This window comes from Methylobacterium sp. 142-1Y, assembly GCF_057747795.1.
The window spans coordinates 3170326-3194848 of record NZ_CM173224.1 but is presented as its reverse complement, the minus strand read 5'-3'; the positions used below and the strand labels follow the sequence as shown (position 1 = coordinate 3194848).

20 protein-coding genes and 3 tRNA genes are annotated in these 24523 nt (G+C 69.3%); 10 read left to right on the top strand and 13 right to left on the bottom strand.

All coding sequences use genetic code 11. The features are described from left to right. Window position 1 precedes the first annotated feature (1 nt). A complete protein-coding gene (locus AC3AOF_RS14465; RefSeq protein WP_488348897.1) occupies window positions 2–3184 on the top strand; it encodes a multidrug efflux RND transporter permease subunit in 3183 nt (1060 codons plus the stop codon). A gap of 1019 nt (window positions 3185–4203) precedes the next feature. Here the strand turns inward: AC3AOF_RS14465 and AC3AOF_RS14460 are convergent. From AC3AOF_RS14460 to AC3AOF_RS14435, 6 genes are all read right to left on the bottom strand, one after another. Beyond that, window positions 4204–4353 (bottom strand): hypothetical protein, encoded by a 150-nt coding sequence (locus AC3AOF_RS14460; protein WP_236990149.1) that lies wholly within the window; start codon window positions 4351–4353, stop codon window positions 4204–4206. A gap of 252 nt (window positions 4354–4605) precedes the next feature. Then, a complete protein-coding gene (locus tag AC3AOF_RS14455; RefSeq protein WP_488348896.1) occupies window positions 4606–4971 on the bottom strand; it encodes a transposase in 366 nt (121 codons plus the stop codon). 768 nt (window positions 4972–5739) lie between these two features. Next, a tRNA-Ala gene (locus tag AC3AOF_RS14450) sits at window positions 5740–5815 on the bottom strand. A 94-nt stretch (window positions 5816–5909) separates the two neighbouring features. After that, window positions 5910–5985 (bottom strand) — tRNA-Ala (locus AC3AOF_RS14445). 94 nt (window positions 5986–6079) lie between these two features. Continuing rightward, window positions 6080–6155, bottom strand: a tRNA-Ala gene (locus AC3AOF_RS14440). Window positions 6156–6368: 213 nt separating this feature from the next. Beyond that, window positions 6369–6758, bottom strand: coding sequence for a TIGR02300 family protein (locus tag AC3AOF_RS14435; RefSeq protein WP_236990150.1), 390 nt, complete (start codon window positions 6756–6758; stop codon window positions 6369–6371). Window positions 6759–6927: 169 nt separating this feature from the next. Here AC3AOF_RS14435 and aroA point away from each other — a divergent pair, with 169 nt between their 5' ends. The 3 genes from aroA (at window position 6928) to AC3AOF_RS14420 (ending at window position 10726) form a co-directional block, all read left to right on the top strand. Continuing rightward, window positions 6928–8277 (top strand): 3-phosphoshikimate 1-carboxyvinyltransferase, encoded by a 1350-nt coding sequence (aroA, locus tag AC3AOF_RS14430; protein ID WP_488348895.1) that lies wholly within the window; start codon window positions 6928–6930, stop codon window positions 8275–8277. An 8-nt stretch (window positions 8278–8285) separates the two neighbouring features. Then, a complete protein-coding gene (gene cmk / locus AC3AOF_RS14425; RefSeq protein WP_488348894.1) occupies window positions 8286–8918 on the top strand; it encodes a (d)CMP kinase in 633 nt (210 codons plus the stop codon). Between the two features lie 185 nt (window positions 8919–9103). Beyond that, window positions 9104–10726, top strand: coding sequence for an ABC-F family ATP-binding cassette domain-containing protein (locus AC3AOF_RS14420; RefSeq protein ID WP_488348893.1), 1623 nt, complete (start codon window positions 9104–9106; stop codon window positions 10724–10726). A gap of 86 nt (window positions 10727–10812) precedes the next feature. Here AC3AOF_RS14420 and AC3AOF_RS14415 read toward each other — a convergent pair whose 3' ends face one another. The 5 genes from AC3AOF_RS14415 to hrpB form a co-directional block, all read right to left on the bottom strand. Further along, window positions 10813–13251, bottom strand: a complete 2439-nt coding sequence (locus tag AC3AOF_RS14415) for a putative bifunctional diguanylate cyclase/phosphodiesterase (protein ID WP_488348892.1) — start codon at window positions 13249–13251, stop codon at window positions 10813–10815. Window positions 13252–13392: 141 nt separating this feature from the next. Beyond that, window positions 13393–14676, bottom strand: a complete 1284-nt coding sequence (locus AC3AOF_RS14410; RefSeq protein ID WP_236990155.1) for a peptide-binding protein — start codon at window positions 14674–14676, stop codon at window positions 13393–13395. Window positions 14677–14737: 61 nt separating this feature from the next. Further along, window positions 14738–14986, bottom strand: a complete 249-nt coding sequence (locus AC3AOF_RS14405; RefSeq protein ID WP_236990156.1) for a helix-turn-helix domain-containing protein — start codon at window positions 14984–14986, stop codon at window positions 14738–14740. Continuing rightward, window positions 14986–15582: a hypothetical protein gene (locus tag AC3AOF_RS14400; RefSeq protein WP_236990157.1), complete on the bottom strand. Its 597-nt coding sequence runs from the start codon at window positions 15580–15582 to the stop codon at window positions 14986–14988. The genes AC3AOF_RS14405 and AC3AOF_RS14400 overlap by 1 nt, the downstream gene beginning before the upstream one ends. A 108-nt stretch (window positions 15583–15690) precedes the next feature. Next, window positions 15691–18195, bottom strand: a complete 2505-nt coding sequence (gene hrpB, locus AC3AOF_RS14395; protein WP_488348891.1) for an ATP-dependent helicase HrpB — start codon at window positions 18193–18195, stop codon at window positions 15691–15693. Window positions 18196–18391: 196 nt separating this feature from the next. Between hrpB and AC3AOF_RS14390 the strand changes: the two genes are divergently transcribed. The 5 genes from AC3AOF_RS14390 (at window position 18392) to AC3AOF_RS14370 (ending at window position 21799) form a co-directional block, all read left to right on the top strand. After that, window positions 18392–18688 carry a hypothetical protein gene (locus tag AC3AOF_RS14390; RefSeq protein WP_236990159.1) on the top strand — a complete coding sequence of 99 codons (297 nt, stop codon included), beginning with the start codon at window positions 18392–18394 and terminating at the stop codon, window positions 18686–18688. Window positions 18689–18884: 196 nt separating this feature from the next. After that, window positions 18885–19385, top strand: a complete 501-nt coding sequence (locus AC3AOF_RS14385) for a YbaK/EbsC family protein (RefSeq protein ID WP_488348890.1) — start codon at window positions 18885–18887, stop codon at window positions 19383–19385. 146 nt (window positions 19386–19531) lie between these two features. Beyond that, window positions 19532–20527, top strand: a complete 996-nt coding sequence (gene corA / locus AC3AOF_RS14380; protein ID WP_236990161.1) for a magnesium/cobalt transporter CorA — start codon at window positions 19532–19534, stop codon at window positions 20525–20527. 11 nt (window positions 20528–20538) lie between these two features. Next, window positions 20539–21264 carry an SOS response-associated peptidase gene (locus AC3AOF_RS14375; RefSeq protein WP_488348889.1) on the top strand — a complete coding sequence of 242 codons (726 nt, stop codon included), beginning with the start codon at window positions 20539–20541 and terminating at the stop codon, window positions 21262–21264. Window positions 21265–21502: 238 nt separating this feature from the next. Next, complete coding sequence (locus AC3AOF_RS14370) at window positions 21503–21799, top strand: GIY-YIG nuclease family protein (RefSeq protein ID WP_488348888.1); 297 nt, start codon at window positions 21503–21505, stop codon at window positions 21797–21799. Window positions 21800–22023: 224 nt separating this feature from the next. Here AC3AOF_RS14370 and AC3AOF_RS14365 read toward each other — a convergent pair whose 3' ends face one another. Both AC3AOF_RS14365 and AC3AOF_RS14360 read right to left on the bottom strand, forming a co-directional pair. Further along, window positions 22024–22878, bottom strand: a complete 855-nt coding sequence (locus AC3AOF_RS14365) for a prephenate dehydratase (RefSeq protein WP_488348887.1) — start codon at window positions 22876–22878, stop codon at window positions 22024–22026. Window positions 22879–22898: 20 nt separating this feature from the next. Next, entirely contained in the window at window positions 22899–23642 is a 744-nt protein-coding gene (locus tag AC3AOF_RS14360; RefSeq protein WP_236990165.1) for a 3-deoxy-manno-octulosonate cytidylyltransferase, read from the bottom strand. Window positions 23643–23924: 282 nt separating this feature from the next. Between AC3AOF_RS14360 and AC3AOF_RS14355 the strand changes: the two genes are divergently transcribed. Then, entirely contained in the window at window positions 23925–24464 is a 540-nt protein-coding gene (locus AC3AOF_RS14355; protein WP_236990166.1) for a c-type cytochrome, read from the top strand. Window positions 24465–24523: the final 59 nt, after the last annotated feature.

The following is a 24523-nucleotide window of genomic DNA, read 5'->3' as shown; positions in this document are numbered from 1 at the left end:
CATGCAGCTCGGCACCGGGCAGGGGGAGGCCGCGCGCGGCGGCATCTCCGGCTACTTCATCCGCTTTCCGATCGCGACCTCGCTGATCATGGCCGGGATCCTGTTCATCGGGATCGTGGCCTATCCGCTGCTCGGCGTCGCGCCCCTGCCGCAGGTCGACTTCCCGACGATCCAGGTCACCGCGCAGCTGCCCGGCGGCAGCCCCGAGACCATGGCCTCGACGGTGGCCCAACCGCTGGAACGGCAATTCGCGCAGGTGCCCGGCGTCAGCCAGATGACCTCGACGAGCGCTCTCGGCATCTCGTCGATCACCGTGCAGTTCGACCTCTCCCGCAACATCGACGGGGCGGCGAACGACATCCAGGCGGCGATCAACGCCGCCGGCGGGCAGCTCCCGAAGAACCTGCCGAGCCCGCCGACCTACCGCAAGGTGAACCCGGCCGATTCGCCGATCCTGCTGCTCTCGGTCACCTCCGACACCCTGCCGCTGATCGAGGTCGACGACGCCGCCGACGTGCAGCTGGCGCAGCGCATCAGCCAGGTCTCGGGCGTCGGCCAGGTGCTGATCGGCGGCCAGCAGAAGCCGGCGGTGCGGGTGCAGATCGACCCGGCGAAGCTCGTCGCCAAGGACCTGTCGCTCGAGGACGTCCGCAGCCAGCTCTCGATCACCACGGTCAACAGCCCGAAGGGCAGCTTCGACGGCCAGACCCGCAGCTACACGGTCTATGCCAACGACCAGCTCACCCGGGCCAAGGACTGGAACGACGTCATCATCGCCTACCGCAACGGCGCCCCCTTGCGGGTCCGCGACATCGGCCAGGCGGTGGCGGGGCCGGAGGACGTGAAGCAGGCGGCCTGGGCCAACGGCCAGCGCGGCGTGTTCTTGGTCATCTTCAAGCAGCCCGGCGCCAACGTCATCGACACGGTGGACCGGATCAAGGCCGAATTGCCCCGCATCACCGCCTCGCTGCCGGCCGGCGTGAAGGTGCAGACGCTCAGCGACCGCACCCAGACCATCCGCGCCTCGGTCGAGGACGTGCAGTTCACGCTCCTCATTACCATTGCGCTGGTGGTGATGGTGATCTTCGTGTTCCTGCGTTCGCTCTGGGCGACCATCATCCCGAGCGTGACGGTGCCGCTGGCGCTGCTCGGCGCCTGCGCGCTGATGTGGATGGCGGGCTACACCCTCGACAACCTGTCCTTGATGGCGCTCACCATCGCGGTCGGCTTCGTGGTCGACGACGCGATCGTGGTGCTGGAGAACATCGCCCGCTACGTCGAGGAGGGGATGAAGCCGATGCAGGCGGCGCTCAAGGGCGCCGGCGAGATCGGCTTCACCATCGTGTCGATCTCGGTGTCGCTGATCGCGGTGCTGATCCCGCTGCTGCTCATGGGCGGCATCATCGGCCGGCTGTTCCGCGAATTCGCCGTCGTGCTGTCGATGACGATCGGCGTCTCGGCCTTCGTGTCGCTGTCGCTGACCCCGATGATGGCCTCGCGCTTCCTCAAGGAGCACAAAGCCGAGCATCACGGGCGCCTCTACCGCTGGAGTGAGCGCGTCTTCGACGGGATGCTGTCGGCTTACGAATCCGCCCTCGACGTGGCGCTCCGCCACCATGTCGTGACGTTCCTGACCTTCCTCGGCACGCTGGCGCTCACCGGCTACCTGTTCGTGGTGATCCCGAAGGGCTTCTTCCCGCAGCAGGATACGGGCCTGATCGTCGGCATCACGGAAGGCGGGCAGGACATCTCGTTTGCCGCCATGGAGGACCGGCAGCGGGCGGTCGGCGCGGTGATCCAGGCCGATCCGGATGTCGCGAGCATCGCGATGTCGATCGGCGGCAGCGGCCAGGCGCTCAATTCCGGCCGGATGTTCATCACTCTCAAGCCCCGGGACGATCGCGAGGCCAACGCCTTCCAGATCATCGACCGCTTGCGGCCGAAGCTCGCGAAGCTCAAGGGCGTGAAGGTCTTCCTCCAGGCCTCGCAGGACGTGCGCACCGGCGGTCGCGCCTCGCGCACCCAGTTCGAGTACACGCTGCAGGACCCGAACCTCGACGAGCTCAACACCTGGTCGCCGCGCCTGCTCGACAAGCTGAAGACGCTGCCGGAACTGCGCGACGTCGCCACCGACCAGCAGACCGACGGCACGACGCTGACGCTCACGATCAACCGCGACGCCGCCTCGCGCTACGGCATCACCCCGCAGCTGATCGACGACACGCTCTACGACGCGATCGGCCAGCGCCAGGTGGCGCAGTACTTCACCCAGCTCAACAGCTACCACGTCGTCATGGAGATCCTGCCGGCGCTCCAGGGCAATCCGGACAGCTTGCACAACATCTACGTGAAGTCCCCGACCACCGGCGGGCAAGTGCCGCTCGCCGCCTTCGCGACCTGGACCACGGTACCGGTGCGCCCGCTCTCGATCAGCCACCAGGGCCAGTTTCCGGCGGTGACGATCAGCTTCAACCTGGCGCCGAACGTCGCGCTCGGCCAGGCGACGGCGGCGATCGACAAGGCGGCCCGGGATCTCGGCATTCCGGCGACGCTCGCGACCGGCTTCCAGGGCACCGCGCAGGCCTTCCAGCAATCGCTCTCGACGGTGCCGCTGCTCATCGTCGCCGCCCTGGTGGTGGTCTACCTGATCCTCGGCATCCTCTACGAGAGCTACATCCACCCGCTGACGATCCTCTCGACCCTGCCCTCGGCCGGCGTCGGCGCGCTCGCGATGCTGCTGTGGTTCGGCTACGATTTCAGCCTGATCGCCTTGATCGGCATCATCCTGTTGATCGGCATCGTGAAGAAGAACGGCATCATGCTGGTCGATTTCGCGATCGTCGCCGAGCGCACCGAGGGGATCGGTCCCGAGGAGGCGATCCGCAAGGCGGCCTTGTTGCGCTTCCGCCCTATCCTGATGACCACGATGGCGGCGCTGCTCGGCGGCATTCCGCTGATGTTCGGCACCGGCACCGGCTCGGAGATCCGCCAGCCGCTCGGCTACGCCATGGTCGGCGGCCTCGCGGTGAGCCAGGTGCTGACGCTGTTCACCACGCCGGTGATCTACATCTACCTCGACAAGCTCGCGACGTGGCTGTCCGGCGGCTCGCACGGGCCGGAGGTGAAGGACGACGCGCCGGAGGAGGGGGAGGCGCCGTCGCGGTTGCGGGAGGCGGCGGAATAGGGAGCCGTCTTCCGTGCAGACGGTCACACTCAGCTCGGGCTCTAGAGCTTTTTTCCGACAAAGCGGATGTTGTTTCGTCGAAAAATAAAATCGAGTTATAATTCGATAGCTTTGTTAGATTTCAATAGATTCATATATTAGCTAATGATAAGTCGCATAGACGTCATAATTTTTCAATTTCCATTTTCCATGCTTTTTTCTATATACAAAGACTATAATTTCTCCGTCCCCGAATCTGCGATATTTCTCATTCTCTGTCTTGACCCAGTTATCGCGTGAGTTGTCTCGGACGACGAAGGCTGTGCGGTAATCGGTATCGAAGATTGGATAACTGAACTCTCTCCGTACCGTGCTGGCGGATCCAAGGATTTTCTGTCCCCTGAAGGTCCCGCCTCCCGAATGAGTCGGAGCACTCAGCACGGCGTCCGTGCGTGCCGACCGCTCGGTCTCGCTGCATATCAAAGGGTCTGCGCCCGTCCCTCTTCCGATAATATCTTTGGGGACCGTCATATGATGCGGAGGAGAAAGGTCGCCACGGACCGGGTATTTCATGTAAGTCCGCACAGTTTGGCCAAAAACAGAATAAACAAGCCATTTATCCGATATCGTGCAGGCCGTGAAAAATTTTTTGTCCGTCGATATGATGTGATCGAACAGCGATATTGCTTCTCGATCAGATCTGTCCAAATTTTCCTTCGAAGACGCCGGCACACAACCGAGCACGCCGAATGTAAGAGCGGTTACAATAAAATTGGCTCTGCGCGCACGCCTAAACATCATTCACATCCAAAACGAATCCGCGCCGCTATCCTGGCCGAATACCCGAGGTCGTCGCCCCCGTCGAGGGACGGCGCTCCGCCGAAGCGTGTCGTGCCGGCCGCGGGACGTTCTGCGCCTGTTCCCCGACCGCCGCCCCTCGTGCGGCCTCTCCGGTCCGCACACCCCTCTCCCGCACGGGTCAGGGAGATGCGCGCGACCTTCACCGAACGGATCAGGCGGACGCACCTGACGTTGCCGGTTCACGCTGCCGCGATGAACTCCCGCAAGACCGCGAAGGCGCACTCCGGCTCGTCGCCGAACAGGTTGTGGCCGCTTTCCGCGAAACCTCCGAAGCGCACGTGGTCGGGCGGCAAGGCGGCGACGAGTGTCTCGCTGACGGAGGGCGCCACCGGCGAATCGTACGCACCGCCCATGACCAGGACGGGACCGCGCGGGCGCCGTGGTCGAAGCCCGGGCCGTCATGCAGGAGCGGCAGGGCCGGCTTCTCCCGCATCGTGCCGCCCGCGGGAACGGGCTCGGCATTCCCGACGTCGACGACGAGACGGACGCCGTTGACGGCGACGAATATCGGGCGGCTTTCCTCCTTGCCGGGCGGTGCGGAATTCGGATGTCCGGGCCGCCTCCCGCCGTGGCGGCTGCCCTCAGGCCACCGCGGCCTGCTTCTGCAGGCTCAGCAGCATGTTGGCGATCTGGCGCACCTGCAACTCGCTGTCCTGCAGCTCCTTCTTGCGGGCACCGCCATAGGCGTACTCGTCGTGGTCGATCCCCGGAACCGGCAGGCCGCTTTCCTCGAAGTAGCGTTCGAGGCGGGCCAGGAGCTGTTCCCAGACGCCGAGGCGGGACCAGCGGATGAAGGTCTGGGCCGCCATCCACCACGGGCCGTAATGCGCCGGGACGGCGCGCCAATTGGTATCGTGCCAGTGCCGCCAGAGGATCGCGTCGATGGTCCGCTTGAGATCGTGAGGCTGCGTCTTGCCGCGAGGCCTGCAGCCTTCGAGCAATGGCACGAGTATGGCCCACTGCGCCTCCGTCAACATCCAATTCCCCTCGCTCACGCTTCCGCCGGGAATCATATTACCAAGGGTAATCTGCTTCTTCAATCCGGGTATCCACCGCCGGTTGAACTTTGTTGACTCGCTGCAACAGGGGAAGGGCCCGATATCGTTTGTGTTCGAACATGATCCCAAACGGATTAATCCTACCATTGCTTTAAAGATTAGATATTTCGGTTTGTAAATACTTTTAAATGATACCGGCTGACCGGCCAGCAAAAAATCTGACGAGAAGCCCATAAATCGCGTGCGCTGCGTCGCAGCGTCAGCTGCGAAAACGTTAAAGATTGTAACAATTATGGCAAAATTTATCGTAGTTGTTTCTAATTTATTCAAATGCGGTGATCGACGCTACAAATTGCATAACTGTATTTTCGCGAGACTGTCGCTGCGTCGCACAACCGAAGGGGGCCGCACAGCCCGCCGGCAGTTGGGGCACATGCCCACTGTCAGGGCGGCCCGGGGTTATGCGCAGGTTTCGAGGGAGGACGGGAGCGCCGCTCGTCCAACCCGCATCCGTCACCGTTTCGTTGCGGGCAGGCGAGAAGGCGGAGGCAGCGGCCGTGAAACAGGATATCGGGTGAGTGCTTCGACGGGTCTCCGTTCGGAGGGCGCAGATCGTGCTCCGGGGCGGGCGGTACACCGCTCCCGGGATACGCAGCGCAACGCAAAAAGGCCGCCGAGGCGACCTCTCCTGCCATTCGGTTCGAGCGAGGGGGGAGATGGTGGAGCTTAGCGGGATCGAACCGCTGACCTCCTGCATGCCATGCAGGCGCTCTCCCAGCTGAGCTAAAGCCCCATCCTTCAACCGCGGCACTGGGAATGCCTGCGGGTCTCGTCATCGGCGATCGCTCAGCACGATCGGATCAACCCCGGCACAGCCTGGGAAGATTTGGTGGAGCTTAGCGGGATCGAACCGCTGACCTCCTGCATGCCATGCAGGCGCTCTCCCAGCTGAGCTAAAGCCCCATCCGTCAGCCGCGGCACTGGGAATGCCTGCGGGTCTCGTCATCGGTGATCGCTCAGCGCGATCGGATCAACCCCGGCACAGCCTGGGAAGATTTGGTGGAGCTTAGCGGGATCGAACCGCTGACCTCCTGCATGCCATGCAGGCGCTCTCCCAGCTGAGCTAAAGCCCCACGCTGCAGGACGTATGGGATCCGTCCCGGAACCGACCGTGCCCTCGGGGAGGGCGCCGCCGGTGAGCGGCGGTATATGAGGGTGTGGCGCCGGACACAAGCCCTCGGGGCGGGTCTTCGCGAAGTTTTCGTGACTGCCGCGAATTCCGCAGTGATCTGAGGGGGTTGTGACGGCGGCGGTCCTGCGCCGCCGTCGTCCGCCCTCCGAGAGGATCAGGATTCCTCGTCGTTCTCGATGTCGCCGTCGATCAGGTCGGAGACGTCGTCGCCGCTTTCCTCGTCCTCCTCCAGGAAGGTGTCGTCGTCGCCGCCGGCATCGGCCACGTCGGCATCGTCGTCGTCGACCGAGACGTCGGCGCCGTCCTCGGCGGCCTCGACCTCGTCGAGGGAGACCATCTCGGGGGCGCCGGCCTCCTCCTCGGTCTCCTCCTCGCGCGGGGCGCGGTTGGCGATCGCCGGCGCGGGGACGCGCGATGAGGTGAGGGCGGCGACCTGATAGACGGTGCCGCATTTCGGGCACACGGCAGGGTCCCTGCTGAGGTCGTAGAACTTCGCGCCGCAGCTCATGCACTGGCGCTTCAAGCCGAGTTCCGGTCTGGCCACGGTCGTTTCGTTCCTGTCGATGTCGTTAAGAGTGGGTCCGGTTAGTCGCGCCTGCCAGCCCTGTCAAATACCTGTCGGGCCGGCGGATGACGGCGCGGCGCCCGCATGGTAACGACCCGGCCGTTTTCCCGCGCTTCTTCGCGGTTCTCGAGAATCAGGCCGTCTGCCCGTGTCGCACGATTCCACTCCGTCCCCGATCACCGCCCAGGCCGGGACGGCCCTGCGGGGCCGGCTGCGGCCGCCCGGCGACAAGTCGATCTCGCACCGGGCGATCATCCTCGGCCTGCTCAGCCTCGGCGAGACCCGGATCGAGGGCCTGCTCGAAGGCGACGACGTTCTGCGCACCGCCGCCGCCGCCAGGGCGCTCGGCGCCGGCATCGATCGCGACGGGGAGGGGCGCTGGCGGGTACGCGGCGTCGGGGTCGGCGGCCTGACCGATCCGGCGGGCGTGCTCGATTTCGGCAATGCCGGCACCGGCTCGCGGCTGATGATGGGCGTGGTCGGCGGCCATCCCGTGACCGCGACCTTCGACGGCGACGCCTCCTTGCGCAAGCGGCCGATGCGCCGGATCCTCGATCCGCTGGTGCAGATGGGCGTCACGGTGGTGGAGCAGGCCGAGGGCGGCCGGGTGCCGCTCACCCTGCGCGGTCCCCGCGAGGCGGTGCCGATCACCTATGACAGCCCGGTCGCCTCGGCGCAGGTGAAGTCGGCGGTGCTGCTCGCCGGGCTCAACGCGCCCGGAATCACCACGGTGGTGGAGGCGGCCGCGACCCGCGACCACACCGAGCGGATGCTGCGCCTGTTCGGCGCCACCGTCGAGGTCGAGGCGATCGGCCCCGGCGGCCACGGCCGGCGCATCGCGCTCACCGGCCAGCCGACCCTCACCGCCACCGACGTGGTGGTGCCGGCCGATCCGTCCTCGGCCGCCTTCGCGCTGGTCGCCGGCCTGATCGTCCCGGGCTCCGAGGTGGTGATCGAGGGGGTGATGATGAATCCCCTGCGCACCGGCCTCCTCACCACGCTGCTCGAGATGGGCGGCGACATCGAGCGGCTGAACGAGCGCGAGGAGGGCGGCGAGACCGTCGCCGACCTGCGGGTGCGCCACAGCCGCCTGAAGGGCGTCACGGTGCCGCCCGAGCGGGCGCCGGCGATGATCGACGAATACCCGGTGCTCGCGGTGGCGGCGGCTTGCGCGGAAGGCACCACCCGGATGCAGGGCCTGCACGAATTGCGGGTCAAGGAATCCGATCGCCTCGCCGCGGTGGCGGCGGGCTTGAAGGCCAACGGCGTCTCCCACCTGGTCGAGGGCGACGACCTGATCGTCCACGGCGATGGATCGGCGCCTGCGGGCGGCGGCACGGTCGAGACCCATCTCGACCACCGCATCGCCATGGCGTTCCTCGTGCTTGGCATGGCCGCACACAGGCCGGTGACGGTCGATGACGGCGCGATGATCGCCACGAGCTATCCCGCCTTCCTCTCCGACATGCGGGCGCTCGGCGCCGCCTTCCCGGCATGAACGGGCCGATGGTCATCGCGATCGACGGGCCTGCGGCCTCCGGCAAGGGCACGCTCGCCAAGCGTCTTGCGGCGCATTACCGGCTGCCGCACCTCGATACCGGCCTGCTTTACCGGGCGGTGGCGCTGACGCTCCTCGACGCGAATCGCGACCTCGCGGACGCGAAGGCCGCCGCCGCCGCGGCGCGAGGGCTCGAACCGGCCTTCCTCGCCGATCCGCGCCTGCGCGGTGCCGCCATGGGCGAGGCGGCCTCGATCGTCTCGGCGCAAGCCGCGGTGCGCGCCGCGCTCCTCGACTGGCAGCGCCGCTTCGCCGGCTCGGCCGAAGGCGCCGTGCTCGACGGGCGCGACATCGGCACCGTGGTCTGCCCGGATGCCGCCGTGAAGCTGTTCGTGACCGCTTCCGCCGAGGAGCGCGCCCGCCGCCGCCACCGGGAGCTCGGCGGACGCGGCGAGGCGGTCGCGTACGAGGCGGTGCTCTCCGACATCCTGCGCCGCGACGCCCGCGACGCCGACCGCGACGCGGCGCCCCTGCGGGTGGCCGAGGATGCGGTGGTGCTCGACACCACGGTGCTCGACGCCGACGCCGCCTTCCGGGCCGCCATCGACGTGGTCGACGGGCGGGGCGGCGCGAGAGACTGAGCGCCCTATCGACGCTTCATCCCATTCCCGACCTCAGGATGAGGTCGTGGATGGGATGAAGCGTGACGACGGCATCAGCCGGTCGAGAATCCCGCCCGACACCACGCCGCCACGAATCCGTGGCATGCGTATCCAACGACATGGCGCGCGATCCGGCGCGCCCTCACTTCGGACGTCCGCCTCCCATGATCCGCCTCGACAAGATCGGCAAGCAGAACGGCAACCAGCTCCTCTTCATCGAGGCTTCGGCGGCGTTGCAGCGCGGCGAGAAGGTCGGGCTCGTCGGCCCGAACGGCGCCGGCAAGACCACCCTGTTCCGGATGATCACCGGCGAGGAGCAGCCCGACGAGGGCCAGGTCTCGGCCGATCGCGGCATCACCATCGGGTATTTCAGCCAGGATGTCGGCGAGATGGCCGGCCGCTCGGTCCTGTCCGAGGTGATGGACGGCGCAGGTCCCGTGAGCGAGATCGCCGCGGAACTGCGCGAGATCGAGACCGCGCTCGCCGATCCCGACCGGGCCGACGAGATGGAGGCCCTGGTCGAGCGCTACGGCGAGGTGCAGGGGCGGTTCGAGGAACTCGGCGGCTATGCGCTCGAGGGCCGGGCGCACGAGGTGCTGGCGGGCCTGAGCTTCTCGCCCGAGATGATCGAGGGCGATGTCGGCGCCCTGTCGGGCGGCTGGAAGATGCGCGTGGCCCTCGCCCGCATCCTCCTGATGAACCCCGACGTGATGCTGCTCGACGAGCCGAGCAACCACCTCGACCTCGAGAGCCTGATCTGGCTCGAGGATTTCCTCAAGGGCTTCGACGGCGCCCTGCTGATGACCTCGCACGACCGGGCCTTCATGAACCGGATCGTCGGCAAGATCATCGAGATCGATGCCGGCTCGCTCACCACCTATTCCGGCGACTACGCCTTCTACGAGCAGCAACGCGCGCAGAACGAGGCGCAGCAGCAGGCGCAGTTCGAGCGCCAGCAGGCGATGCTGGCCAAGGAGATCAAGTTCATCGAGCGCTTCAAGGCGCGCGCGTCGCACGCCGCCCAGGTGCAGAGCCGGGTGAAGAAGCTCGACAAGATCGAGCGGGTCGAGCCGCCCCGGCGCCGCCAGAGCGTGGCCTTCGACTTCCCCGCCGCGCCGCGCTCCGGCGACGACGTGATCAGCCTGAAATCCGTGGACAAGCGCTACGGCAGCCGCACGATCTACGAAGGCCTCGATTTCGGGATCCGCCGCAAGGAGCGCTGGTGCGTGATGGGCGTCAACGGCGCCGGCAAGTCGACGCTGCTCAAGCTCGCCACCGGCACCACCGCGCCGGATTCGGGCATCGTGACGATCGGCGCCAGCGTCAAGCTCGGCTACTTCGCCCAGCACGCCATGGACACGCTCGACGGCGAGCGCACGGTGTTCGAGTTTCTGGAGGACTCCTTCCCGCAGGCGGGGCAGGGGTCCTTGCGCACCCTCGCCGGCTGCTTCGGCTTCTCGGGCGACGACGTCGAGAAGCGGTGCCGGGTGCTGTCGGGCGGCGAGAAGGCCCGTCTCGCCATGGCCCGCATGCTCTACGACCCGCCGAACTTCCTCGTCCTCGACGAGCCGACCAACCACCTCGACGTCGGCACCAAGGACATGCTGATCGCCGCGCTCGCCCAGTACGAGGGCACGATGCTGTTCGTCTCGCACGACCGGCACTTCCTCGCCGCCCTGTCGAACCGGGTGCTGGAGCTGACGCCGGACGGCATCCACAAATATGGCGGCGGGTATTCGGAATACGTCGAGAAGACCGGGCGCGAGGCACCGGGCCTGCGGCACTGAGGGGCAGGGACGGCGCGTCTCCCGCAACGGCTCCAAGACCATTCATCCCGGGCCGCGCAGCGCGGCCCGGGATGACCGCGAGGGCTTCAGACGCGTCGGCGCACCCTCGCCACGCTGTCTCCCATCAGCATCGGCGCCACCGCGTCGGCCGGGACCGGCCGGCTGATGAGGTAGCCCTGCACCTCGGTGCAGCCCGCCCCGCGCAGGTGGGCCAGTTGTTCCTCCGTCTCGACGCCCTCGGCGGTGGTGGACATGCCCATGCTGTCGGCGAGCGTCGTCACCGCCCGGACGATGGCCAGCGCGTCGGGTCGCACCGAGAGGTCGGCCACGAAGGCGCGGTCGATCTTGATCTTGTCGAATGGGAAGGCGCGCAGGTAGCCGAGCGACGAGTAGCCGGTGCCGAAATCGTCCATGGCGATGCGCACGCCGATCCCCTTCAGCCGGTGCAGCATGGCGACGGTCGAGGCGTTGTCCTGCAGGAGCACGCCCTCGGTGATCTCCAGTTCGAGCCGGTGCGGGTCGAGACCGGCGTCGCGGAGCGCCGCGATCACCGTGGCGTCGATGTCGCCGCTGCGGAACTGCACCGGCGAGAGGTTGACCGAGACCCGGACGGCGTCCGGCCAGCGCGCCGCCTCGCGGCAGGCCTGGCGCAGGACCCACTCGCCCAAAGGCACGATCATGCCGGTCTCCTCGGCGATCGGCACGAAGGCGGCGGGGCTCACCACGCCGCGGATCGGGTGATGCCAGCGCACCAGGGCCTCGAATCCGGCGATCCGGTTGTCCGACAGGCCGAGGAAGGGCTGGAACGCCAGGGCGAATTGCTGCTCGGCGAGCGCCGCCCGGAGGTCGAGCTCGACGCCGCGCCGGGCCTGGATCGCCACGTCCATGGCGGGCTCGAAGAAGCGATGGACGCCCCGCCCTTCGGCCTTGGCGCGGTAGAGCGCCATGTCGGCGGCCCGCAGGAGCCCTTCCGAATCCCGGGCGTCCGTCGGCGCGAGCGCGATCCCGATGCTGAGGCCCACCGCGACGCGCTTGCCGTCGATCTCGTAGTCGCGCGCGACCGCCTCGATCAGCCGGGCGGCGAGGCGCCCGGCCTTGAAGCGCGAGGTCGGGTGCAGGATCACCGCGAACTCGTCGCCGCCGAGCCGGGCCAGGGTGGCGTGGCCGGCCTCCGCCTCGTCGCAGGTCGCGGCGGTGAGGCGGGTGGTGACCTGGCGCAGCAGCTTGTCGCCGACGGCGTGGCCGAGGGTGTCGTTGACGTTCTTGAAGCGGTCGAGGTCGAGGCAGAGGACCGCCGTGGCGCCGCCCCGCGCCGCAGGGCTCCTGGCCAGCGCCTCGGCCAGTCCCTCGTGCAGCAGCGCGCGGTTGGGCAGGCCGGTCAGGGCGTCGTGGCGGGCCATGTGGACGATCTGCGCCTCGGCCCGCTTGGCGGCCGTGACATCCTCGTGCACCGTCACGAAGCCGCCCTCGGGGGTCGGCGCGTAGGTCACGGCGATGACCCGCCCGTCGACGAGGGTCTGGTCGAGCCGGTAGCGGGCGCGGGTCGCCAGCCGCTCGCGCACCTGGCGCCAGGCCTCCTCCGGGGAGAGACCCGGGAAGTTGCCGGCCTCGGTGCGGCGGTGGATCAGCTCCTCGGCGGTGATGCCCGGATGCACCGTCTCGGCCGACAGGCCGTAGAGGTCGAGGAACTGCCGGTTGACGACGGTCACCCGGTGATCGGCGTCGAACAGGACGAGCCCGTGCGACATGTGGGTGAGCGCGTGGTCGAGGCGGTTCTTCTGCTCGGCCAGCCGCGCATCGGCCCGCGCCCGGTCGGTCGCATCCTCGTGGACCACCAGGGTGCTGCCGTCCGGCAGCGGCACGATGGTGGTCTTGAGCAGGACGCCGCCCGGCAGCTGCCGCTCGCGCTGCAGGCGGACCCGCTGCGCGATGCGCGCCGACGCATAGGCCCAAGCCTCGTCGGGGTTCATCTGCGGGTAGTTGCCGCTGCCGGCGCTGGTGCGGATCATGTGCTCGAGCGGTGTGCCGAGGCGCAGAAGCTCCGGCGGCAGGCCGAAGATCTCGTGAAGCCGCCCGTTCACGGCGATCAGCCGCAGGTCGGCGTCGAACAGGCTGACGCCGATCGGCATGTTCGCCACCACCGCCTCGAAGCGTCGCGTCTGCTCCTCGCAAAGCCGCGCCGCCTCGATTTGCGCCACCGCCGGTCCGGATAGCTCGGCGCAGTTCCCGTGCCAGCCCGCGATCGTCCCGTCCGCTGCGAGACGCGGCGCACCGCCGAACCGGAACCAGCGGATTCGCCCGTCCCGATGCCGGTGCGGCAGGACCAGGTCGCGGAACGGCACCGGCCGCCGCAGCGGCCCGTCATCGACCGGTTCGTCACCGGCGAGCCCCGGCCAGGAACGCCCGACCGGCTCGACTTCCCCGGTCAGCGCCGCGTAGCGCCCGCGCACGTTCGTCAGCCGCAGGTCTGCATCGGTCTCCCAGACCCAGTCGGCGGCGAAGATGTCGAGATCGTCTGGCAGCATCACGCGGTCTTCTTCTGGCCGGCCATGACTCTCACAAATTCGCTGCGATTTCCTTTCGCGGGTTGTAGGACTGGCGGACCCGCTACCTGCGGATCGGCTTGGCCGACGGTGCGGTGACGTGACTCACTCCACCCGCTTCCTTTACCGGAACGAGGCCGCCTCGGCCTCGATCTGGAGCGGAACGCCGTCCCGCTCCAGATCGAGGCGGCGACGGGTGCCCGCCCGGCCCGATAGGGCGGAGAGGACGGCGTCGGGTGCGAGCCCGGCAATCGGGCGGCCATCGACCCGGCGCAGGACGTCTCCCGGCGCGGCGCCATCGACGAGGGAGAAACCGGCCCGCGTCACGACCCGGCCGACGGCGTAACCCTCGTCGTGCCTCACGAGGGTAAGGCCGATCCCGTCGAGGTCGTTCGGATCGGGTCGGCGCTGACGCTCGAACCGGGCCCAGCCGGCGGCGTAGTCGATGGTCAGGCGACCGTCGCCGAGGACGTTGTTGCCGAGCCAGCCGTCGACCTGTCGGCCCGCCGGCTTCTGCCAGGTGTCCCAGAAGATCTCCCCCAGGGCCGCCTCGGCGACGGCTCCGCCGAGGGGGCCGGTCGCAAGCGCGCCGACCTCCGGCAGCACCAGAGGCCCGAGTGCCATCTCGGGGAGGCGCAGGACCGTGCCCTCTTGTTCCAGCCCGAGATCCACCATCGCAATTGCACTGCGTCCGACGGCACCCTGCGCCCGCTCCCAATTTGGATGACGCTCGCGCCACGATGCGGCCGTGCGGCCACGCAGCCAGGTATAGGAGGCGCCGGGATCGAGGACGAGGGTCAGCCGCTCATTGGCGACCGCAGCTTCGGCGGTGACAAGGCCGCTCTCCGGGACGATCGCCACCGGCACCGCGACGCCGCGGGCCGGCAGGCTGCCGGAGAGCCCGAGGGTCAATGTCCCAGCGGCCGGATCGAGGGCGACCGCGAAGGCCCGCAGCACGCCCGCGGGCAGAACCGCCTCAACCGGACGCGGGGCGAAGATCTGCGCCAGCAGATCCTGACCGCCCGGGAGGCGCGGGCCGTCCACCACGGAACTCCCGGCGAGCCGGACCGTGGCGGCGCCGAGGCGGAACGCGAGGTCGCAGCCCTGATCGAGACCCAGATCGCGGAAGAGCGCCCGCGACAGGACCGGGGACGGCATCCCGAGATTGACCCAGGCCAGCGCTCGCCGCTCGCTGCCGTCCGGCCGTAGGAAGACGAGATCGATGAGCCAGCGATGCGAGGCCTGCACTAGCGGCAGCGTCACCGGCCGGACGGGGCCGGGGGGCCAGGTCACGGCTACCCTGCCGGTGGCGATGTCGTCCTTCCGAGCCGGCGGATGGCAGGATGCGGTGCAAGCGGCAAGAAGGGCGGCCAGGAGCTTGGTGAAGGACGGGAAGGAGGTTCGCATGCGCACATCTCCGGTCGCCGCAGCGCCGGCGGCGTGGCTCGAAATGGAGGCGAGATATCGGTCACCCGGCCCGGCTGAGGTCGGGTGTAGCCTCGCCGGATTCCTCGTCGGGTACGAAGTCGAGGAGGTCGCCCGGCCGGCAATCGAGTTCGCGGCACAGGGCCGCCAGGGTGGCGAAGCGGACGCCTTGAACCTTGCCGGACTTGAGCAGCGACAGGTTCGCCTCGGTCATGCCGATGGCGCGGGCGAGGTCCTTGCCGCGCCGCTTGCGCTGCGCCAGCATCACGTCGAGGCGCACAATTATTGGCATCAGACGAAGCCGTCCCGGTCGCGCTCGACCGCAGCGCCGACGCGTAGCAAGGCTTCAAGGACGCCGAGCAGGGCGGCGACGAGGAGGATGTAGGCCGAGCCGGCATGGAACCAGGCCCGGTCTACGCCGTGGCCGACCGCTGCGACCAGGATTTCGCCGAGGGCCGGTGCCAAGGCTGCGGTGACGAGCCAGAGCGCGATCCGGCGCAGGCGATCTGCCTGGAGCGCTGCAAAGGTCGCGCCTTCGCCAAAGCCGCACAACAGCCGGCGCAAGGCTGCCAGAGCGAGGAGAAGGGGCATCTGCCCGAGGACGAACTTCGTCGCATAGGCGAGGCGGGTCGGCCAGGGCAGCGAGCCGAACGGGACCAGCCCGGCGACACCCTCCGGCGCCGCACCGAGATAGGCGGCATCTGGCGCGAGCCACAAGAAGGCACCACTGCAGACGAGCCCGAGGATCAGGACCGCGCCTCCGAACGCCGTCATCAGGACGATGAGAACGGCACAGAGCCGGTCGAGCCAGGTCGAGAGATGGCGGAGCCGTATCCGGGAGGCGGGCTCGTCCTCCGGCAGGGGCGACGGGGCGACGGCGTAGGGCATGGGCGTGCCTCCAGAAGATCCTGGTCGCACGAAAAATAATTTCTGTAAAACGATAATTTTAATCCCAAACGTGATGCTCTACGCGTGCTCCCTAATCAAGTCCCTTCATCAAGTCCCCCTGGGCTTCGCCCGCCGGGTCGGCGGGGCGGTGGTCGGGTCCTCGGGCCAGGGGTGGCGGGGGTACTGGCCGCGCATGTCGGCGCGCACCGCGCCCCAGGAGCCGCGCCAGAAGCCCGGCAGGTCGCGGGTGATCTGGATCGGGCGCTGGGCCGGCGAGAGCAGGTGGAGCACCAGGGGCACGCGGCCGCCGCCGATGGTCGGGTGGCGGGTGAGGCCGAACAGCTCCTGCACCCGCACGGCGAGCGCCGGACCGCCCTCGGCGGCGTAGTCGACCGGGATGCGCGAGCCGGTCGGCACTTCGAGATGGGTCGGCGCCTCGGCGTCGAGGCGGGCGCGCAGGGACCAGGGCAGGAGGTCGTGCAGGGCCTCCGAGAGCCGGTCGGCGCCGATCTCGTCGAGGCGGGTGAGTCCGGTCAGATGCGGTCCGAGCCAGTCGGGCAGGGTCTCGGCGAGGTGGGTATCCGAAAGGTCGGGCCAGGGCTCGCCCTCGGCTTTGCGCAGAAACATCACCCGCTCGCGCCATTGCTGCGCCGCCTTCGACCAGGGCAGGGCGCCGATGCCGAGGCCGGCGAGGCCGCGGGCGAGGATCGCGGCGCTGTCGGCGTCGGTCGGGACCGGCAGGATCCGCTCGGCCAGCGAGACGGCACCGAGGCGGCGCTGGGCCCGGGCGCGCAAGGCCCGCGCTTCCGCGTCGAACTCGACCCGGGTGCGGGCCTCGATCCGGTCGGAAAACAGCGCCTCGATGGCGGGGAGGGCGATCGGCGCCGCGGCCAGGATGCGCGCCGACGAGGCCTTGCCGACGATCTCGGCCACGGCCAGGAAAGGCTCGCGGGCGAGCGCGGCGGCGGGGTCGAGGGCGGCGCCGCGGCCGTTGGCGAGGACGTACTCGCCGGGCTTGCCCCGGGCCCGGGCGATCCGGTCGGGATAGGCCAGCGCCAGCAGCGTGCCGGTATCCGGCGCCTCGGCGGAGCCGGTGGACTCGACCGTCGGCACGGCGAACTGGCCGGCCAACCTCGCCCAGCCGGCGGCGAGGCGGCGCATGTCCTCGGCCCGTCCCGAACGGTCGCGCCGGTAGCGCTCGACCCGGTCGGTGAGGTCCGGCGCGTCGCCGCCGAGGCCGCGCTCCACCAGCACGGCCGCGACGTCGGCGGCGTGCCGCGCCGCGTCCCGCCCGCGCGCGGCGGCGCTCACCACCATGCGGGCGAGGCGCGGCGGCAGCGGGAGGGCGCGCAACGCCCGGCCCGACGCGGTCAGACGGCCGTCGCCGTCGAGGGCATCGAGGCCGCAGAGCAGCGCGCGCGCCTCGGCGAGGGCCGGAGCCGGGGGCGGATCGAGGAAGGGCAGGGTAGTCGGGTCGGCGACCCCCCAGGCGGCGCAGTCGAGCACCAGCCCGGCGAGGTCGGCGGCCAGGATCTCGGGCCGGGTGAAGGGATCGAGCGCACCGGTGGCGGCCTCCGGCCACAGCCGGTAGCACACGCCCGCCTGGGTGCGGCCGGCGCGGCCCCGGCGCTGGTCGATGGAGGCGCGGGAGGCCCGCTGGGTGACGAGGCGGGTGAGACCCAGATCCGGCTCGTAGACCGGCACCCGGGCGAGGCCGGAATCGACCACCACCCGCACCCCCTCGATGGTGAGCGAGGTCTCGGCGATCGAGGTGGCGAGCACCACCTTGCGCCGCCCCGCCGGGCTCGGCCGCACCGCCCGGTCCTGCTCGGCCCGGTCGAGGGCGCCGTAGAGCGGAGCGAGGTCGACATCGGAAAAATCGCTCAGGCGCTCGCTCAGGCGCTCCTCGGTGCGGCGGATCTCGGCCTGGCCGGGCAGGAAGGCGAGGACCGAGCCCGGCTCGGCCCGCAGCGCCCGCATCACCGCATCGGTCACCGCGTCCTCGATCCGGCCCTGCGGGTCGCGATCGATGTGGCGGGTCTCGACCGGGAAGGCCCGGCCCTCGGACAGGATCACCGGGGCGTCGCCCATCAGGGCCGCGACCCGGGCGCCGTCGATCGTCGCCGACATCGCGAGAAGCCGCAGATCCTCCCGCAAGGCCCCTTGCGCGTCGAGCGCCAGGGCCAGGCCGAGATCGGCGTCGAGGGAGCGCTCGTGGAACTCGTCGAACAGCACCGCGGCGATGCCGTCGAGCTCCGGATCGTCCAGGATCATCCGGGCGAAGACGCCCTCGGTGACGACCTCGATCCGGGTGCGGGCCGAGACCTTGGAGCCGAGGCGGACCCGCAGGCCCACCGTCTCGCCGACCGCCTCCCCCAGGGTCGCGGCCATGCGCTCGGCGGCCGCCCGGGCGGCGAGGCGGCGCGGTTCCAGGAGAATGATGCGGCGGTCGCCGCGCCAGGGCGCCTCCAGCAGGGCGAGCGGCACCCGGGTGGTCTTGCCGGCCCCCGGCGGCGCCACCAGCACCGCGTTGGGCCGGCCGGCGGGGTCCGAAAGGAGCGTCGCGAGGTCGCCGAGGACGGCATCGATCGGCAGGGAAGGGACGGAGCGCATGGGCGCCGGGATGGCGGAGCCCGCCGGGCGGCGCAAGCCCGGACCCGATGCGCCCCCGGCCGACCGACTCAGCCCGGCCGCGGGATCGGAGCCGAAAAGTTTCCCGAGGATTTCTCGTGCCGCAGCGGAACCGGGTGCGAGACGAACGCTTGATGCACAGGTTGGCCGAGGGGGCCACCGTTCGGAGAATGCCTCGATGAAGTCCCTGACCCTGGCCCTGGCGGCGAGCGTGCTGCTGGGCGGTCTCGCCCTGACCCCGGCCTCGGCCGCCGTGACCGGCCCCGCCTCGGCCGTGGCCGGGTCGGAATCGACCGTCGAGCACGTCGCCATGCGCCGCCACTACCACTATCGCCACATGAAGCGGCACGACCGCCACATGCGCCGGCACATGCGCCGCAACCACATGCGGGCCGGCGACCCGAACGCCCGCAACCCGTCGCGCCCGGGCTACCAGCAGCAGCTCGGCAACACCACCGGCGGCCCGCGCTATTGAGCCCGATCGCGGGCGTGGCGAACGCGCCCGCGACCCTGCGTCCCTTCGTCTTTCGGGTTACCCGGACATCATGTAGGGACGCAACTTGACGCTTGCGCGCGTGGCCGCGCCGGGCGAGGGGAGCCGGACCGGCCCCCTCGAACCGTGAGAGCCCGTCCGTGACCGCCTCCCTCCCGCCGCGCGGGACCGCCCGCCGATGAGCCTCGCTTCCGTGAAGGCCGACCTCGCCGCCCGCGCGCCCGACCTCACCGTCCTGGAGACCGAGGCGAGTTCCGCCACCGTGGCGCTTGCGGCAGCGGCCCACGGCGTCGAGCCGGCCCGCATCGCCAAGACCCTGTCGCTGCGCCTCGGCGAGCGGGTGGTGCTGCTGGTGGCGCGGGGCGACGCCCGCCTCGACAACCGCAAGGCGAAGGCCGCGTTCGGGGTCAAGCCGCGGATGCTCGGGCCCGACGAGGTCGAGGCGATCACCGGGCACCCCGTCGGCGGGGTCTGCCCGTTCGGCCTCGCCACGCCGCTGCCGGTCTATTGCGACGTCAGCCTGAAGGCTTTCGACGAAGTGGTACCGGCGGCCGGCTCCCCCAACAGCGCCGTGCGGGTCACGCCGGAGCGCATGGCGGCGTTGACCGGGGCCGAATGGATCGACGTCTGCCAGCCGCCGGCCGGGGAGGGCGAGGCCGAGCCGGCACCGGAGGCCTGACGCTGGGTGAGAGCACCTTCGAGCGAAAACACGGACGGCTGTGGACCGGGCGTCATCGACAAGCGGGGCGCCCGTGACCTAGCTGTCACGGAGCCTTCAAGCGGCCGGGCCAGAAGGCCTCTCCCGCCCTCGCCAGAGACCGTCCCTTGATCTTCGTCCATCAGCCGAATGCCTGCGCCAGCACCGGTCAGCCGCTCCTCGAGCGGCGCCTGCTCGAGATGTCCGAGCCGATCCCGCCGGACGCGCTCTGGATCGACCTGATCGAGCCGACCCGCCAGGAGGACCACAAGGTCGAGGCGTTCCTCGGCATCTCGATCCCGACCCGGGAGGAGATGCAGGACATCGAGCCGTCCGAATTGCTCTACGTCGAGAACGGCGCCCGCTACATGACCGGGCGGCTCCTGTGCCGGGTCGATACCGACGACGCGATGCTCACCGGCGTCACCTTCATCCTGCGCGACAACAAGCTCGCCACGGTGCGCTACGACGATCCGCAGGCGTTCCGGATGTTCGTCCACCGGGCGGCGCGGCCGGCTGGGGTGATGCTGGCCGGCGAGGCGATCCTGGCCGGGCTGATCGAGACCATCATCGACCGCGCCGCCGACGTGCTCCAGCTCCAGGGCGAGCGCATCGACCGGCTCTCGCGCCGGATCTTCGCCGAGCATTCCGATCCGAGTGCCCGCAACGCCGAATTGCAGGACACCCTGCGGGCGCTCGGGCGCCACAACGAGCTGCTGTCGCAGCAGCGCGAGAGCCTGGTGTCGGTCGAGCGCATCCTGCTCTCGCTCTCGGCAAGCTACCGGGCCAGCAAGGCCCCGCGCGAGGTCCGCGAGGAAATCCGCTCGACCCTGCGCGACCTCCAGTCGCTCGAGGAGCATGCGAGCTTCCTGTCGGGAAAGATCCAGTTCCTGCTCGACGCCACGCTCGGCCTCGTCAACCTCGAGCAGAACAATATCATCAAGCTGTTCTCGGTCATGGCGGTGGTGTTCATGCCGCCGACCCTGATCGCCTCGATGTACGGCATGAACTTCAAGGTGATGCCGGAACTCGACTGGGGATTCGGCTACCCGATGGCGGTGGTGATGATGGTGGTGGCAGCCATCCTGCCCTACGCCTTCTTCCGCTGGAAACGCTGGCTGTAGGGGGCACAGGGATGTGCGGCCGCTTCTTCGCCACCTCCTCGCCCGACACATTTCGCGAGGCCTACGGCTACGACGACCGGCCGAACTTCCCGGCCCGCCACAACGTGGCGCCGACCCAGCCGGTAGCGGTGGTGACCTCCGAGCACGGGCGGCGGCGCTTCGTTCTGATGCGCTGGGGCTTTCTGCCGGCCTGGGTCAAGGACCCGGACGACTTCCCCCTCGTCATCAACGCCCGGATCGAGACCGCTTCCGAGAAGCCGAGCTTTCGCAATGCCCTGCGCTACCGGCGCTGCATCTTTCTGGCGGACGGCTTCTACGAGTGGCGCCGCGGCGGGCCCCGGGGCCAGGCGCCCTACGCCATCCGCCGCGCCGACGGCCGGCCGATGGCGCTCGCCGGCCTGTGGGAGACCTGGAGCAGCAGCAACGGCTCGGAGATCGACACCGCGGCGATCGTCACCTGCGGTGCCAACGGACTGCTGGCCGGCATCCACGAGCGCATGCCGGCGATCCTGTCGCCGGAGGGGGTGAATGCCTGGCTCGACATGCGGGACGTGGATGCCGGGCGGGCCGCTGCCCTGTGCCGCCCGGCGCCGGAGGAGTGGCTGGACTTGGCTCCCGCGAGCCGGCGGGTGAACGACGTACGCAACGACGGGGCGGAGCTGCTGCGGCTGGACGAGGATGGGCCGGCGCTGCCCGCGCCGGAGCCCAGGAGCGAGGCGCAGGGGTCGTTGTTTTGAGGGGCAAACGTGTTTCAGGCCCCGATCACCCCATCCTCGGCGTCATTCCGGGGCCGCGCAGCGGAGCCCGGAATCCAGACACTCAGTTTTGGAAGAACAGGGCGGAACGCGAACAGCTTATCTGAAGAACCACGTGCGATTCTGGATTCCGGGCTCCGCTTACGCGGCCCCGGAATGACACTGAGGGAATGACGATGGTAGGTTGTTCCTGGATTGCGGAAGGGGATCGGCGCAATCCATGGTTTACCACGTCTATATGATGGCGAGCGCACAGCACGGCACTCTCTACATCGGTGTCACCAACGATCTCGCTCGCCGTGCCCACGAGCACCGCAGCCAGGGTCATGCCAGTTTCACCGCCAGGTACGGAGTCACGCGTCTGGTCTGGTACGAAGCCTACGAGCGAGTGCAAGAAGCGATCGCGCGCGAGAAGATGCTCAAAAAGTGGCGGCGCGATTGGAAGGTGCGGTTGATCGAGGACTTCAATCCGCTCTTGGGACGATCTGTATCCGACCTTGGCGGACTTCTGATCTGAAGTCTCGCCGACAAGGCTCAGCAATGACCACACCCTCCGGGTCCTTCCGGGGCTGCGCAGCGGAGCCCGGAATCCAGAACCGCGGGTCCGACAGAAAGATCCGGGATGCAGCCCGCTTCGTTCTGCATACTCCGCGGTCCTGGATCCCGGGTTCTCGCGTGCGCCGAGCCCCGGGACGACCCTGTGGGTATGATCGAGGGACTAGAAAATAACCCCCGGACGCCTCACTCCGCCGGCGGCCGCGCGCTCTCCCGGAACGGATGGGCCGGATAGGTCCCGATGATCCGGAACGCGTTCGAGAAATAGGCCAGCTCGTCGAGCGCACGGCGCAAGCCCGGTTCGTCCGGATGGCCGTCGACCTCGGCGTAGAACTGGGTCGCGGTGAACTGGCCCTCGACCATGTAGCTCTCCAGCTTGGTCATGTTGACGCCGTTCGTGGCGAAGCCCCCGAGCGCCTTGTAGAGCGCGGCCGGGATGTTGCGCACCCGGAACATGAAGCTCGTCACCGTCGGGCCCGCATCCACCGGCGGCACCACCGGCTCGCGGGAGAGCACGACGAAGCGGGTGGTGTTGTGGGCCTCGTCCTCGACATCCTCCTCCAGGATGGAGAGGCCGTAGATCTCGCCGGCGAGCCGCGGCGAGAGCGAGGCGCGCGAGCGGTCGCCGGCCTCCGACACCTGGCGGGCGGCGCCGGCTGTGTCGGGCGCGACGACCGCCTTGAGGCCGAGGCGCCGGATGATCTTGCGGCACTGGCCGAGCGCGTGGACGTGGCTGTGCACGGTGCGGATCTCCTCCAGCTTCACGCCCGGCAGGGCCATGAGCTGGAAGTGGATCGGCAGGAACTGCTCGCCGACGATGTGGAGGCCGGACGCGGGCAGCATGTGGTGGATGTCGGCGACGCGGCCGGCGATCGAGTTCTCGATCGGGATCATGCCGAGCGCCGCCGCACCGTCCTGCACCGCCGTCAGCGCGTCCTCGAAGGTGGCGCAGGGCAGTGGCGTCCAGTCCGGATAGGCCTCCTGGATGATGATGTGCGAGTTGGCGCCGGGCTCGCCCTGGTAGGAGATCGTTCGGTTCATCGCGGACGTGCTTTCGGGGGTCAGTTCAGGCGCCGGGCGGCCAGGATGGCCCGGGCGCGTTCGAGATCGTGCGGCGTGTCGACGCCGAGCGGCACGTCGTCGACCACCACGGCGTCGATCCGCATGCCGGCTTCCAGTGCGCGGAGCTGCTCGAGCTTCTCGCGCAGCTCGAGCGGGCTCGGCGGCAGGGACACGAAGCGCTCAAGCGCCCGGCGGCGATAGGCGTAGAGGCCGATATGGTGCAGGAGCGGGCCGTCGCCGTACGGCGCCGTGGCGCGGGTGAAGTAGAGCGCCCGCAGCCGCTTCGGGCCGATCTCGGAGCCGACCAGCTTGACGACGCTGGGCTCCGTCCGCTCCTCGGGCCGGGTGATGACGGCACACAGCGTCGCGATGTCGACCGCACGGTCGGAGAGCGGCACGACCGCGGCGGCGATCGCCGCCGGGTCGATGGTCGGCAGGTCGCCCTGCACGTTCACCACCACGTCGTGGCGCCCCTCCGGGTCGATCACCTCCAGGGCCTCGGCCAGACGATCGGAGCCGGACGGGTGGTCGGGCCGGGTCATCACCGCGAGGCCGCCCACGGCTTCCACCGCCTGCACGATCGCGGCCGTGTCGGTGCAGACCACCACCGGGCCGATGCCGGCCTCGATCGCCCGGCGCCAGACATGCACGATCATCGGCGCGCCGGCGATGTCGGCCAGCGGCTTTTCGGGCAGGCGGGTCGCCGCGAGGCGGGCGGGGATCAGGACGAGCGGATCGGACATGGGGGGATGATTCGGGGCCGTGCGGGATTTGCTCTGTGGATGACGGATTCGTCCGGCAAGCCGCGGCTCTTAGCAGTGCCGGCCGGGCTTGTCATGGCGGGCGGGCGCCCGGGCACCGTGGCACGGTCCACACGCCGGCGCTCTGCGACGAACCGACGATGTTTAGAGCCATTGTCAACGGTGTCGCAGAACGGCTAAGCACCGGCGGACCTTCAGAGCGGCGTGGGGACGGGCCGCTTCTCGAATCGCCCCTGCTCACCGGAGCATCGGAGCTGCCGACACATGGATTCCTTCGAGCTTAACAAGATCGCCGGCGCAGTGCTCGGCGCCCTGCTCCTCGCGATAGGGACGGGGTTCCTGGCCGAGCTGATCTACAAGCCGAAGCCGGCGGGTGATCGCGGCTACGCGCTGCCCGCTGCCGAGGAGAACGCCGGCGCCGCGGCGCCCGCCGCCGCCAAGGAGGAGCCGCTGCCGGTCCGCCTCGCCAGCGCCGACGCCACCAAGGGCCAGGCCGCGGCCAAGAAGTGCATGGCCTGCCACAGCTTCGAGAAGGGCGGCCCGAACAAGGTCGGCCCGGACCTGTACGGCGTCGTCGAGCGGCCGAAGGGCAGCCACGAAGGCTTCAATTACTCCGCCGCCATGAAGGCGAAGGGCGGCAACTGGACCTACGAGGACCTGGACCACTTCATCCACGGGCCGAAGGCTTTCGTGCAGGGCACCATCATGGCCTTCGCCGGCGTGCCCTCGGGCGCCGAGCGGGCCGACATCCTGGCCTATCTGCGCACCCTCTCCGACAAGCCGGTCGATTTCCCGAAGCCCTGAGCGGCGTCGCGATCACCGCATGGGCACGAGGCCGGGCGATAGCCCGGCCTTTTTCGTCT

Bases quoted from the DNA above. Each gene is read 5' to 3' on its own strand.
- AC3AOF_RS14465 (WP_488348897.1), top strand. From the start codon at position 2: ATGCAGCTCGGCACCGGGCAGGGGGAGGCCGCGCGCGGCGGCATCTCC.
- cmk (WP_488348894.1), top strand. From the start codon at position 8,286: ATGGTCATCGCGATCGACGGGCCTGCGGCCTCCGGCAAGGGCACGCTC.
- AC3AOF_RS14420 (WP_488348893.1), top strand. From the start codon at position 9,104: ATGATCCGCCTCGACAAGATCGGCAAGCAGAACGGCAACCAGCTCCTC.
- AC3AOF_RS14415 (WP_488348892.1), bottom strand. From the start codon at position 13,251: ATGCTGCCAGACGATCTCGACATCTTCGCCGCCGACTGGGTCTGGGAG.
- AC3AOF_RS14410 (WP_236990155.1), bottom strand. From the start codon at position 14,676: ATGCGAACCTCCTTCCCGTCCTTCACCAAGCTCCTGGCCGCCCTTCTT.
- AC3AOF_RS14405 (WP_236990156.1), bottom strand. From the start codon at position 14,986: ATGCCAATAATTGTGCGCCTCGACGTGATGCTGGCGCAGCGCAAGCGG.
- AC3AOF_RS14400 (WP_236990157.1), bottom strand. From the start codon at position 15,582: ATGCCCTACGCCGTCGCCCCGTCGCCCCTGCCGGAGGACGAGCCCGCC.
- hrpB (WP_488348891.1), bottom strand. From the start codon at position 18,195: ATGCGCTCCGTCCCTTCCCTGCCGATCGATGCCGTCCTCGGCGACCTC.
- AC3AOF_RS14390 (WP_236990159.1), top strand. From the start codon at position 18,392: ATGAAGTCCCTGACCCTGGCCCTGGCGGCGAGCGTGCTGCTGGGCGGT.
- AC3AOF_RS14385 (WP_488348890.1), top strand. From the start codon at position 18,885: ATGAGCCTCGCTTCCGTGAAGGCCGACCTCGCCGCCCGCGCGCCCGAC.
- AC3AOF_RS14375 (WP_488348889.1), top strand. From the start codon at position 20,539: ATGTGCGGCCGCTTCTTCGCCACCTCCTCGCCCGACACATTTCGCGAG.
- AC3AOF_RS14370 (WP_488348888.1), top strand. From the start codon at position 21,503: ATGGTTTACCACGTCTATATGATGGCGAGCGCACAGCACGGCACTCTC.
- AC3AOF_RS14365 (WP_488348887.1), bottom strand. From the start codon at position 22,878: ATGAACCGAACGATCTCCTACCAGGGCGAGCCCGGCGCCAACTCGCAC.
- AC3AOF_RS14360 (WP_236990165.1), bottom strand. From the start codon at position 23,642: ATGTCCGATCCGCTCGTCCTGATCCCCGCCCGCCTCGCGGCGACCCGC.
- AC3AOF_RS14355 (WP_236990166.1), top strand. From the start codon at position 23,925: ATGGATTCCTTCGAGCTTAACAAGATCGCCGGCGCAGTGCTCGGCGCC.